The organism is Phormidium sp. FACHB-592 (genome assembly GCF_014695795.1).
Lineage (GTDB): Bacteria > Cyanobacteriota > Cyanobacteriia > Leptolyngbyales > Leptolyngbyaceae > Stenomitos.
Genome location: NZ_JACJOZ010000023.1, coordinates 101811 through 114060 on the forward strand (window position 1 = coordinate 101811; position 12250 = coordinate 114060).

Annotated in this window: 12 protein-coding genes and 1 tRNA gene; 5 read left to right on the forward strand and 8 right to left on the reverse strand. The window is 50.1% G+C overall.

Annotation, left to right across the window (positions count from 1 at the left end):
* Nucleotides 1–116: 116 nt before the first annotated feature.
* The gene (locus tag H6F86_RS04995) at nucleotides 117–851 is read left to right on the forward strand and encodes a TIGR04283 family arsenosugar biosynthesis glycosyltransferase (protein ID WP_190447002.1); all 735 of its coding nucleotides are present in this window, start codon (nucleotides 117–119) and stop codon (nucleotides 849–851) included.
* Between the two features lie 104 nt (nucleotides 852–955).
* On the opposite strand, the gene H6F86_RS05000 is transcribed toward H6F86_RS04995, so the two are convergent.
* The 4 genes from H6F86_RS05000 to H6F86_RS05015 all read right to left on the reverse strand — a co-directional run bounded on the left by H6F86_RS05000 (nucleotide 956) and on the right by H6F86_RS05015 (nucleotide 4204).
* Nucleotides 956–1032: transfer RNA gene (locus H6F86_RS05000), tRNA-Met, on the reverse strand.
* A 165-nt stretch (nucleotides 1033–1197) separates the two neighbouring features.
* A complete protein-coding gene (locus H6F86_RS05005) occupies nucleotides 1198–3075 on the reverse strand; it encodes a hypothetical protein (protein ID WP_190447003.1) in 1878 nt (625 codons plus the stop codon).
* Nucleotide 3076: 1 nt separating this feature from the next.
* Nucleotides 3077–3265: a hypothetical protein gene (locus H6F86_RS05010; RefSeq protein ID WP_190447004.1), complete on the reverse strand. Its 189-nt coding sequence runs from the start codon at nucleotides 3263–3265 to the stop codon at nucleotides 3077–3079.
* Nucleotides 3266–3457: 192 nt separating this feature from the next.
* Entirely contained in the window at nucleotides 3458–4204 is a 747-nt protein-coding gene (locus tag H6F86_RS05015) for a creatininase family protein (RefSeq protein WP_190447005.1), read from the reverse strand.
* A gap of 684 nt (nucleotides 4205–4888) precedes the next feature.
* Between H6F86_RS05015 and H6F86_RS05020 the strand changes: the two genes are divergently transcribed.
* Complete coding sequence (locus H6F86_RS05020; protein ID WP_190447006.1) at nucleotides 4889–5203, forward strand: DUF6679 family protein; 315 nt, start codon at nucleotides 4889–4891, stop codon at nucleotides 5201–5203.
* On the opposite strand, the gene H6F86_RS05025 is transcribed toward H6F86_RS05020, so the two are convergent.
* Together H6F86_RS05025 and H6F86_RS05030 are read right to left on the reverse strand one after the other, a co-directional pair.
* The gene (locus H6F86_RS05025) at nucleotides 5200–5571 is read right to left on the reverse strand and encodes a cupin domain-containing protein (protein ID WP_190447007.1); all 372 of its coding nucleotides are present in this window, start codon (nucleotides 5569–5571) and stop codon (nucleotides 5200–5202) included. The two genes, H6F86_RS05020 and H6F86_RS05025, sit on opposite strands and share 4 nt — an antisense overlap.
* A gap of 207 nt (nucleotides 5572–5778) precedes the next feature.
* On the reverse strand, nucleotides 5779–6093 hold the full coding sequence (locus H6F86_RS05030; RefSeq protein WP_190447008.1) for a hypothetical protein: 315 nt from the start codon (nucleotides 6091–6093) through the stop codon (nucleotides 5779–5781).
* Nucleotides 6094–6304: 211 nt separating this feature from the next.
* On the opposite strand from H6F86_RS05030, the gene H6F86_RS05035 reads away from it, so the two are divergent.
* Both H6F86_RS05035 and H6F86_RS05040 read left to right on the forward strand, forming a co-directional pair.
* Nucleotides 6305–7675 carry an HlyD family type I secretion periplasmic adaptor subunit gene (locus H6F86_RS05035; RefSeq protein ID WP_190447009.1) on the forward strand — a complete coding sequence of 457 codons (1371 nt, stop codon included), beginning with the start codon at nucleotides 6305–6307 and terminating at the stop codon, nucleotides 7673–7675.
* Between the two features lie 312 nt (nucleotides 7676–7987).
* Nucleotides 7988–8728: a type 1 glutamine amidotransferase gene (locus H6F86_RS05040; RefSeq protein ID WP_190447010.1), complete on the forward strand. Its 741-nt coding sequence runs from the start codon at nucleotides 7988–7990 to the stop codon at nucleotides 8726–8728.
* A 42-nt stretch (nucleotides 8729–8770) separates the two neighbouring features.
* On the opposite strand, the gene H6F86_RS05045 is transcribed toward H6F86_RS05040, so the two are convergent.
* Nucleotides 8771–9568, reverse strand: a complete 798-nt coding sequence (locus tag H6F86_RS05045; protein ID WP_190447011.1) for an ABC transporter permease — start codon at nucleotides 9566–9568, stop codon at nucleotides 8771–8773.
* 216 nt (nucleotides 9569–9784) lie between these two features.
* Between H6F86_RS05045 and H6F86_RS05050 the strand changes: the two genes are divergently transcribed.
* On the forward strand, nucleotides 9785–10645 hold the full coding sequence (locus H6F86_RS05050; RefSeq protein WP_190447012.1) for an ABC transporter ATP-binding protein: 861 nt from the start codon (nucleotides 9785–9787) through the stop codon (nucleotides 10643–10645).
* 76 nt (nucleotides 10646–10721) lie between these two features.
* On the opposite strand, the gene H6F86_RS05055 is transcribed toward H6F86_RS05050, so the two are convergent.
* Entirely contained in the window at nucleotides 10722–12227 is a 1506-nt protein-coding gene (locus tag H6F86_RS05055; RefSeq protein WP_190447013.1) for a UDP-N-acetylmuramoyl-L-alanyl-D-glutamate--2,6-diaminopimelate ligase, read from the reverse strand.
* Nucleotides 12228–12250: the final 23 nt, after the last annotated feature.

The window sequence follows — 12250 nt, forward strand, 5'->3', positions numbered from 1 at the left end:
AGGCAGAGGGCAGAAGGTTAAAGGGCTGACTGCTGATAGCTGTAGCTTGCTTCCCGTAGGGTTAGCTGGCCGCTCACTCAGTCACTCATTGGAATCTACTATGTGAAATCTATTCTATGCCCCGCGTTTCCATCATTATCCCTACCCTAAATGAGGCGGCGGCACTGGGACGGACGCTGCGCTGCTTGAGTGTGCTTGACCCGCCTGCGTGGGAAATTTTGGTAGTGGATGGTGGTAGTCGAGACGAAACTACTGCGATCGCTGCCTCCATATCTGCAACCGTCATTCACTCCGAGCAGGCTGGACGCTCGATTCAAATGAATCGAGGTGCAGAGGCGGCAACAGGAGAAATTCTTTGCTTTCTCCATGCGGATACATTGGTGCCTGATGATTTGGTCACAGTAATTGAACGGACGTTGGGGAACCCTGCGATCGCCTGCGGTGGCTTTATTTCACTCATGACTGGCACTGAAACCACGCGCTGGGGCGTTTCCTTGCACAACTATTTGAAGACCTATTACGCTCCTCTGCTCTTTCACCCGTATCTCTTTACCTTCAAAGGGTTGCGGCTCCTGTTTGGCGACCAGGTAATGTTTTGTCGTCGTGAAGCTTTTTGGGCATGTGGAGGTTTTGATCCAGCGCTACCCATCATGGAAGAGGCTGATTTGTGCCTTAAGCTATTGCCGCATGGACGCATTCGCCAGGTGAACCGAGTCGTACAATCGTCCGATCGACGAGTCGCTAAATGGGGGGCACTCAAAGCAACGGCGATCTATCTTTCTGTGGGCTTTCTTTGGGGCATGGGCGCATCTGCCACAACCCTCAAGCGCTTTTATGAAGACATCCGCTGAGGCAGGCGATCGTTCGCAGCAGTTCACACCATGTTTGCAATTTAAATAGCTAAAACAGAGCCTTGTCAGCTTTTCAACTAACAAGGCTCTGTGAATTTAATCTTTGGTGGCGGGGCATGGATTTGAACCATGGACCTTCGGGTTATGAGCCCGACGAGCTACCAGACTGCTCTACCCCGCGTCAACTTGTTCAGTATAACGATAAATAGCGAGATTGTGGCAATTATTCTCAAATCTCTTTTGAGAGACTCGCAAACAGGGGGCGGAGACAGTCTCAAACAGGAAGCAGCAAACTTAAAACGCTCCTTATGCCTCCTTTCTCTCTTCATCCTTTCCTTCTCGCCCCTCACCCTTTTGGATTAAACGACCCAATTAATTCGCTACCGTCGGCGCTATAAACTTCGAGTGGCAAGCCTGCGTTGTCAGTAATCGCTTGCAGAGCAGTTTGTAGCGTCTCGATGTGGTTGACGGCTCCACCCAAAGTGCCTCGATCGCCGGATTGACCAATGATGAATGCGGTTCGGAGCTTCCGCTCGTAAGCGCTGGTAAACTGCACGCGAATGACATCGTTGTCGATCGCGTAGGTACACATCCTGGGCGACCCAGTGCAAATGCGGTTCAGGTCATCCCGCGTTCGTTGTCTGGCAGCCGCAACTTGAAGTTGGGCTTCTGCTTGCTGCGCTGCGGTGCTGTAGGAGGCGACCAGAGGTTGTGCTAGTTCAGCATAGGCAGTGTTGTCAGGCACTTGCTTGATATTGGTGAGTGCGTCTCTCCAATTAGCGACTGCCTGTGACCATTGGTTTCTAGTTTGTGCAGCTTCGGCTCTCTGCGCCAGCCCGATCGCCTGATTGAAAGCTTTTTGGGCAAGTTGTTCTCGGGTTGCGCGATCGCGGGCTGCCGCTAGCTTGGGTTGGTAGTCTGACAAGAGCCGCTGCGCTTCGGCATAGCTCGTGGTGCTGCTAGAAATCTGCCGTAGGGTATTGATGGCTACTTGCCACGTTACTTGCGCTAACTGCCAGTTTTCTGAGGTTTGGGCAATACCCTGTCTAGCTGCCGCAATTTTGGCGGTTTCTTTCGCTGCTTCCAATTTTTTCTGTGCCTGTTGTTCCGTGATCGAGAGTTTGCCGATCGCTGCTAAGTTCGCAGCATACGCAGTCGATCGCGCCTGGGCATAGGTATAGAGAGGGTTTGACTGGGGAATTGTTTGCAATTGAGCAATCGCCTCGCGCCAGAGTCCCTGCGTTGCTCGTAGATCAGCCGTTGACTGCGGTAGCGCCTGGCTTTTCTGGATGGCTGTGTTGGCTTTGCTCTCAGCACCCAACGCTAGATCGAGCGTCTGTGCTTGCGTTTGGGCAGCTTGCTGCAATGCCTGCGCCTCATTGTAATAGCGTGACCATTTAGGAATGCCTTGTAGCTGCCGCTTTGAGTCTGCAAGCTGTTGCTGTGCCCGCTGCAAATCTTGCTGTGTTTTTGCCGTTTGCAGCGTTTGTAAAGACTGCTGATTGAGCGTTTGCGCAGTTTGCAATGGTTCACAAGCTCCAGCCATACAGGGGCGCGACATGAACCACAACCCGCCTGCAAAGCCGATAATGCTGACTCCAATACCAGCAATGATCCACGGCAAAAGGGACGATCGCTCAGCCTGTGTTGGATGGGCGATCGGTGTCAAGTCAGGGTTCAAGTGAGCCAGATCAGCGGTTTCCGTCTCCAGCGGTGTTGCAGCGTGAATATCATCACTGCTACCTCCATCATGATCATGACTCACCTCACGATCGTGCAACTCATTTTTGTTGGCAGTAGACTCGTCCCTGTCCAGCATCCAATCAGCGTTCGTCGTCTCGGTCAAAGGCTCAAACGGCTTCGCGATCGACGGCAAGGGAAAGGTGTGAGCAGCATAGGGTTGCCGTTGTCCTAGCGCTCTTAGATAAAGTTTTGCTTGCGGTGGAGCGTCTGTACTTAGCCCTAGATACTCTTGAAACGTGGGCAACATAGTGGGAATCGCTTGCTCCAACGTGCCAAAGATTGCCTGCGAATCGGGCGTGTCCTCAGATGGATGCTGACCAAGAACCATCAAGTGCCCTTGCTTCACAACACATTGGATCTGCATTAGAAACGCATGGGGGTGCGATCGCAGCAACGCCTGTAACTGCTGTGCCAACTGCTGTAGGCATTGCTGCTGTGAGATAGCATCCATTGAAGAAGGCGATGAATCGGTTTCTAACATCCTATTCTCCGAGCTTTGCACGATCGCGGCAATCGTTGCGCCACTGTATTACAGCCACATCATGGCTTACTGGCATTCCGGTGACGCTAAATAATTGTGTCTTAGCGCAAACGGCTACATGACTGAGAATGCCCTCTTTGTTATCAGGACTATGCATCTGCTTAAACGCGATCGCCTTAGCTAGTGACACTACGGAAAACCACGATAACTGGTCAAGCCCAGCGAGAAGGGCAAAAGCAATCTACAGCCACTTCCGATTAGAATACGCCATACTCTTTCCCCTCTTCACGCCTTCACTCTTTCCCCTCTTCACCCCTCACCCCTTCACGCCTTGCCAGAAACCAATGGCTAATCCTCATATTTTTCTACCACTTGCGCTATTTTATACTGCGGCGAGAAACTCCAAATACGCATTACTTAGATCTTTGACGGCTAGTTCGTAAAACTGTTTGCCGTGATCAGGCGTTGCTAACGCCGGATTTGACCCCATGCGCCCATCAGGGTAGTGTCGTCGAAAATCAGCCGCACCATAAATCCGATGTCCTTTCGCCACGGGTTCACTTAAAGGGGCATGTTTGATTGCTTCTGGGTAAACGTATTGCGTCAGGGCAACCTCGCTAGGCGTTGCATGAGAGCCTTCTTGGTCGCCGTAAAGCTCCTTCGCTAGCTTGTAAACAGGGCTGCACAGATACCAATTGCTTACCTGGCACTGAACTTGCTCTGCCTGAGGCACGTGCAAATCAACCAAAGTGGCGTAGACCTCAGAAAACGCTGCCTTTAGCGTCGCCACATTGCCCCCATGCCCGTTGATAAAGAAAAAGCGTGTAAACCCTTCTCGTGCCAGGCAGGTGATGTAATCACGAATCACCAAGATGAGCGTACTGGGTCGCAGACTCATACTTCCCGGAAACGCAGTGTGGTGGAGTGCCATGCCTACGTTGATCGTCGGCGCAATGAGCGCTTGTGTCGCCTCACCCACTCCACGCGCGATCGCTTCTGCACAAATCGCATCAGTGCCAATCAACCCCGTTGGACCATGTTGCTCAGTGGAACCGATCGGCACGATAATACCCTGCGATCGCTCCAAATATGCCTCTACTTCAAGCCAGGTACTCAATTGCAGCAACATTTTAATCACCTCCACTGTCCTAAGATCTTGCAGCTACCCTACCAAAAATAAACTTTCGTTGCGTAAGCGCCGGTCCAATCTGCACTTTGTCCTCAGTTAGGCACCAATCACTCGCATCGTGCTTAACAATCGCTAGAATAGTTGGTACAATCCGATACTTAAGAGATTTAAACCGATCGTCTAAGTTGAAGAGGCTTCAATCAACATTGTCTGTTGTACGTTTAGTGAAGGAGAATGCTAAGGCAAATGGCTAGATCTACAGACGCTCGTGACGGGTTTCTCTTTGTCAGCGCCTCTTTATCTGTACTGCTCCATACGCCAAGTTTTTCTTCTCTGTAAGGGTCTGTGCTGATGTCCTTAGCCGACGCAGAACCTACTGAAACTACTGAACCTTGCTTGAATAATGACCTCGAAAAACATTTTTCCGCTTCAAGCGCAACCTAAAGCTGTTTTTCACCTTTCAGTTAACATTGGTCTATCCAATGAAAGCTGCTCAAGTTTTTTCAAGTGCCGCTCCGCTGGGTATACTTCGATCGCTGGGTGGGATAAGGGCAACACGCCTTTCCCCCTGTTTTTGCTTCTTAAAGGAGCAAGGCACGCAAGCCCCAACGACGGTGAAAGCCATGCCTGCAATAGAGACATTGCACGAAGTATTTGACACATTCACTGCTCAGGAGAAGCAACATGTTACACCGCAAGATCTATCAACTGTGTTGCGACGGTCGCGAAGTCTGGATCTTCTTGCGGGACCAGCAACGTTGGATTGAGCGGGCACGTATCCTCGACATCGAAGGAGACCTAGTGACCCTGCGTTACGAAACTGAAGAAGAAGACGAAAACTGTTCGTGGGAAGAAATGGTTCGTCTAGAAAGCATAGGGGCTGTCACCCAGAAGCTAGCCGCTGTTCCAAAAGGCAATGTCGAGCCTGCTGTCTCTGATGATTGCCCCGAAGCTGAGCAAATTCCCAACAATCGTTTTCCAGATTCAAACCCCGACTAGTCGTCAGATGGGTAAATCATTTCATCCTCTTTACGCCATGCCGGATCAACTAGGCAGATGAACACCAATGGCTCTATGCCGTTGTTGTGAATAAACTGTTTGGCATTGGGTGGGATGTACACAGTGTCTCCAGGTTCTACAGCCTGATGTTCGTCATTGATATGCATCTCACCCTGACCACTAAGAATGTAGTAGACCTCAGATGTTGTCAGCGCATGAGGTAACGACGTTTGACCAACAGGGACGATCGCGTGTGCCAGGCTGTAGCGCAGCGCGATCGCTTGTTTGTCTGGGTGAAGCAACTCACGCAGTAAGGTACCGTCACCTGCCGTAAACTCTGGGCACTCACTCAACTTTTGAATCAACATAAATCTGACTTCCTTTAGCTCTTTCCTGCTGTCATTTTCATCTAGTTTCAAACAGCAAGCTATGAAACGCGATCGCCCTCAGTCTGAACGGTTCATGCAGCAAGCCGATGCGCCTCCAACGTAAGGATGTCGCCAGCGTTGGATTCCGAACCGAATTACTACGCCTTTCAGTCTCAAAGCTACCGCTCTATGCTGTTTTAGCGCCCCTTACTGCATTCTGCTATAAGTTTGAGGCTTTGATGTGTAAGCACTCGTCACTGGCTCATAGTCTGGGCAACCAATGGCTTCTTCTGTCAACGCTGTAGACGGTCGTACCGTGCATTTAAGGTGATAATCACGGGTAAAAAACTGACAGTTAGCACAGGGAATACGATGCATTTGCCGACCGCGAGCCACGGTATCACGGGTTGCTGTCCAGGCACTCCAGCCCACAAGCACCACAATAAACCAGGCAGAAAGAAAGCAGAGCGGCACCAGCAGGGGCTGTATGGCATGTACAAGCGGTTGCAGAAGTTGAAACACGGCAGTAGATTAGTGTGATAAATAAGGAGCTAGATCTCTAGTGTGAAGCTTAGGTCGCGATTGTGACCTAAGTTTCGGTTTGAAACCTTAAAGAAGTATTAAGTTTTCGTAACAAAAGTCGGAATTCTTTGTAAAGTAGGCACCTTAAATCTAGGCGTTTACGCTGTCAGTACCCGTAAACCTCTTGCGTTTAGCAGAGACCATAACCTCGATGAAAGTCTCCATCTCTTCCACACCGGCACAGTCCAGGCAGATCAAACAGCAGCTAGCGAACCCTAAGGAGTCTCTCTCCTATGAGCTAGGCAAAGCTGTACAAGAATTGCCGCCGCTATATACACGCTTGCTGGCAGGCGGCATTAGCGCACTTGTGTTTGGCACGATCGCCTGGGCACACTTCAGCAAAATTGATGAAGTCGCGATCGCTCAAGGGCAACTGATTCCAAGCACTGAAGTACGACCTATCCGTGCTGGCTCGGTTGGCAGCATTCAGCAAATCAATGTTAAAGAGGGTGATCAGATTCGCAAGGGGCAAGTCATGGTGATCATGGATTCTGCCTTGCCCCAGGCGGAGGTTGCTCGTCTCACCCAAGCCTCTAAACTAATTCGTGAAGACATTGCCCGTCTGCAAGCAGAACGAACGGGTAGCGCCAACGCTGGTACTCAAGTACAAGATCAATTGCTGCAAGCCCGTCTTGGCGAATTCGATCGCAAGAGAGCTGCCGCCATTGACGAAGCGCAGCGTCAACTATCGGCTCGTGATGAAGCCCTGGCTACTCTATCACGCCTACAAGCGAACTTAGTTAATGCCAAAGATGGTCTCGCAAACGCCAACATACGCGAACAGGCATTATCCTCGCTCAAAGGCAGTGGAGCCGTCCCTCAACTTGACTACATTCGGGCACAGGATGAAGTGACGCAGGCGAAAGACCGCGTTGTTTCTTATGAAAAAGAAATCAACGTCCAGCGGGAAAAGATTCGTCAGGCGGAATCGGCTTACTCGTCAGCTCAAAACACAGCCACAGGTCTAGTCTCTCAGCGACAAAGCGAAATCCTTACGCAATTTACTAAACGGCAGGAAGAGCAGGCATCGGTTGAGGGGCAGCTAGCACAAGCTAAAAAACAGCAAGAGCGTGAAACGATCGCTGCACCCTTTGATGGCACCGTTTACAACGTAAAAGCAACTAGAGGTCCTGTGCAGACTGGCGAAGAGCTAGTATCGATAGTGCCAAAAGATGAAAATATCGTGTTAGAGGTCAAGATTCTCAACCGAGACATCGGGTTTATCAAAGAAGGGATGAGAGCTAAAGTCAAGTTAGCAACCTTCTCCTACCAGGAATTTGGCATTGTAGAAGGAAAAGTCATTGGAGTAAGCCCTAATGCGATCGTTGAAAAAGATGTTGGTCTTGTCTTTCCAACCAGGATTCGGTTAAACAAACGTGCTGTTGATGTCCGGGGGCAGTCAGTCAACTTCACTCCTGGTATGCAAGCGACTGCCGAGATTGTGACTCGTAAGAAGTCGGTTCTAGACTTCATGATTGAACCAATTACTCGCCGCTTTAGTGAAGCTTTTTCAGTACGCTAGCTATTTGTTTTAGCTCAATTAATTTAGCACTTAGCCCTAAGAGACGTTCTACAAAAGCATCGCTTGGGGCTTTATACTTCAGTTAGATCAACGGCGTACAGGCTGCTATAGATGGTATAACGGCATTCGAGTTTTGAGACGGCTCGACTTATCGCCACGGTTATTAACGCCTCAGGATGAAATAGTTAAACGAACGGGAGCGAAGGCATTCCCAAAAGCTTTGCGTTAGTGTAGATTTTACGGAGACTTCTGCATTATTACTGAGATGCATTAACGCTATCTTTTGCACATAGGGTTTCTCTAGTTGATCGCATGACAAAGCAACGCTCTCAGCTTAGACTTCTCTTGCTGCAAATTCGGGATGACGCCATTACTTGCGAGGAAGAATTAAACGAATTTATTCGCTACAGTCATCTGGAGGCTGCACAGTTTACAGTGCTAAACGTGTTTGAGACTCCTGTGTTTAATGCAACATGTATGGAGGGCTTTGACGCTCTGTTGGTAGGGGGTTCCAGCGATGCGTCTGTGACACAACCAGAACAATATCCCTTTGTAGAGCATCTAAAACGGTTGCTGAAACACTGCTTGCACGAAAGCATACCTGTTTTTGCCTCTTGCTTTGGGTTCCAAGCGGCGATCGAGGCGTTGGGTGGTCAGGTGATTGTTGATGTTGCCAGCATGGAAATGGGTACGTATCCGCTTCAGCTAACGGAGGCAGCGCTGACGGATGAGCTGTTTTATGACGTTCCCAACGGTTTTTGGGCAGTGTTGGGACATAAAGAGCGGGCGGTTTCGCTGCCAGAGGAAGCAGTTTTGCTAGCATCTTCAGCACTTTGTCCCTATCAAGCGTTTCGGGTCGCTGGCAAACCTTTTTATGCGTTTCAGTTCCATCCAGAAATCGATCCACCCGATTTAAGAGTTCGCCTTACACGGTATCAGAGCCGTTATTTTGACAGTACTGCTACGCTTGCCACTATGCTGCAAGATTTGCAAGAGACCCCGATCGCGAACCAGTTGGTGAAAAAGTTTATCGATCGCATTTTGCTGGCATAAGTCGTTATAACAATCTCAAACTGACTCAGCGATGCAAACTCCTTAAGTGGTCGATCGCTCTGCCCACGGCGTAACAAGGTTAAACAGTAGCTTAAAGGCTAAGTCTGTAAGCAGCCCAATCAGACCAATCAGGGCGATCGTAAACAGCACTTTATCGGTTTGGAGATAGCGTTGCGACTGCACCACGCGGAAGCCCAAGCCGTTTTCAGAGGCAATCAGTTCTGAGATCACCAGGTAATTCCATGCTCCAGCCACATTGACCCGCAGAGTATCAATAATGCTCGGTATGATGGCTGGCACAATCACTCGCATCAGCACATTCAGCCGATTTGCGCCTAACGTATACGCCACGCTCAAAAGTTCATTTGGAATGAATTTAACGGCATCTGCCACCATGATGGCGTTGTAAAAGACGATGCCGAGAAAAATAATGGTGACGCGGGTCTGTTCCTCCAGTCCCAGCCAGAGCACAATGAGCGGTACAAAAGCGGCGACAGGCATATAGCGCACGGTGCCAACGATCGGGCTAAACAGGCTTTCCATGCTTTGAAAGGTGCCCATAGCAATGCCGCTCGGTACGCCAACGGCTGCTGCAACCATAAAACCCAGAAAGACACGGTAAGAACTGGCAGCTACGTCTAGCAGCAGATTTTCTTCAATAAACATCTGTCTGCCAGCTTGCAGTACGGCTGTTGGTGTTGGTAGAAAGATAGGTGTCACCCAAGCGCGGTAACTTAGGAGCGACCAAACAGCAAGCGGCACGAGCAAAGCCGTAGTGGAAATAACTATTTTTAGCCAGCGAGGCAAGTTCTGACGAATGCCCCAGAATCTAGACGGCATGAGATAGCGCTTGCGTGACGTGGAAGGAGCTTTAAGCACGGCAGTGTCAAGGCGAGTAAAGAATTAATTAAGCAGTCACAGATTATCAGGGTCAGTCAGTTTAACCGTAGCAACTGCAACAATTTTAGGCGACGGACATTCGTTTAATAGACTTAACGTTGATGGACTAAATGTACCGTTGCCGTGCCCTGCTTACAAATGTTTGAATGAAGCAGCATGACCCCAGCGCCTTTTCCGCGATCGCGCCCAACCCTTAACGATGCAAGTACTGCTTTGACTCTTACCAGCACAAGCCTGCCATCTGTTCAATCATCCCAGCTTCCTAAACTTGAAGTGCAAGGCGTGTCTAAATGCTTTTCGCATGCAGGCAGCGCTTTCACAGTGCTGGACACTATCGATCTTTACTTGCAGCCGCGAGAGTTGGTTTGCATTGTTGGTGCCTCAGGCTGTGGTAAATCGACCTTACTTAACATTATTGCTGGTCTGATTCTGCCCTCTTCGGGCAAAGTATTGGTTGATGGTGCAGCAGTGCCCGGTCCCGGAGCTGATCGGGGGATGATTTTTCAGAGCTACACGCTTTATCCCTGGCTCACCGTGGCAGGCAATATTGCGTTTGGGCTAAAGCTGCGTCGCCTGCCCAAAGGAGATATTAAGCAACGGGTATCCTATTACCTTGATGTAGTGGGCTTGACTAAATTTGCCAGAGCTTATCCGAAAGAGCTGTCGGGTGGGATGAAGCAACGTGTGGCGATCGCCCGTGCGCTAGCAAATGAACCAGATGTGCTGCTAATGGATGAACCCTTTGGCGCACTAGATGCCCAAACCAAAGAGCAAATGCAGAAGTTTTTGCTGGAGTTATGGGAGCAAACCCACACCACAATTCTGATGATTACTCATGATTTGGAAGAAGCTGTTTTTCTCTCGCAGCGAATCTATGTGATGAGTGCCCATCCAGGAAAAATCAAGCATGATGTTCGCGTTTCGCTCCCAGAGCATCGAGATTTAGAGATGAAGCTCGATCCTGAGTTTATTCAAATTAAACGCACGATTATTCAGGCGCTCCATACCAGCAGCTAGATCAATAGCTAGAAGCAGATGGCACGCTTGGTTAAACAAATCCTTCGGACCACGATGCCAAAAACTAATGGCTCGACTATGGCTTAACAATGCCTAAGCGCTGCTTCAGGGCATCTTGTGCCTGTTCTCGATCGTCAAAATGAATCTTCTCAGTACCCAGGATTTGATAGTCTTCATGCCCCTTTCCTGCAATCAGAACCCCATCACCTGGCTGTGCCTCCAGAATGGCGGTATGAATGGCAGCCGCACGATCGCCCATTACCACAGGTTCTACAGATGCAGGAAAACCTGCCACCACATCCTGCAAAATGCGTTGTGGATCTTCAGTACGAGGATTATCTGAGGTGACAATGACGCGATCGGCGAGATCGGCAGCAATGCGACCCATTTGAGGACGCTTACCCCGATCGCGATCGCCCCCACAGCCAAACACACAAATCATGTTGCCCTGAATAAACGGTCGCGCTGCCCGGAGCAAATTCTCCAAACTATCGGGCGTGTGAGCATAATCTACAATCACACTGATATCCTGGTTAGGCACAATCTGCACTTGTTCCATTCGTCCCGGTACGCCGCTAAATTGAGGCAGTGCCGTCACAATGTCAGACAAATCCAGCCCTAGATGCAGCACCGCGCCCACTGCTGCTAACAGATTGGCAAGATTAAATTGACCAACTAGGGGCGATCGAAAAGCCATCTCGCCCAGTGGCGTGTGCAGCATTCCACTCACGCCATCCGAGCCGTAGGACAAATTGCTGGTATACAAATCGGCTGTCGTGTCGTCGGTGCTGTAGCTCCAAGCGTTGTCTAAATGCTGCAACAACTGTTGTCCATAGGGATCGTCTAAATTAACGACCGCTCGCCCTTTGCGGTAGCTAGGACTAAACAGCAACGCTTTCGCTGCAAAATAGTCATCCATATCCTGGTGGAAGTCCAGATGGTCTTGCGTCAGGTTTGTAAAGACTGCCACCTCAAACGTACAGCCCAATACCCTCCCCTGAGCCAGCGCATGAGAACTTACTTCCATGACACCAAACTCACAGCCTGCGGTCAGTGCCTCTGCCAACTGCCGCTGTAGCTCAACTGCAAAGGGTGTGGTGTGCAACGCGGTCTGCTGAAAGCCCTGCCAGCGCGTATAAAGCGTCCCTAAGAGGGCTGTAGGCTTATGCGCCTGTTGTAGTAGAAACTCAATGAGATGAGTGGTCGTCGTTTTGCCGTTGGTTCCGGTCACACCGACTAACTTAAGCTGCTGTGCTGGATTGCCATAAAACGCTGCTGCCAATTGGGCTGAAACCTGCACCATATCGTTCGCAGCAATAATGTAAGGCATGGCAGCACCTTGCTCTTGCCTCGCCTTCGCTGCTGCTTGAGGTGAAACAACCGCAGCGATCGCCCCTGCCGCGATCGCGCTTGCCCAAAAGTCTCCACCATCAACGCGCGTTCCTGGCATGCCAATGAACACGTCTCCTGGCTGACATGTATGGGAATTGGTTGACAAGCCCTTAACGTCTGCCTCTAGTGCCGGACGCTCTGACAACGGCGCCATATTTGGAATGCTTGCCAGCAACTCTCGCAACTTCATGTCAGTGCTTCCTCTTTACACAA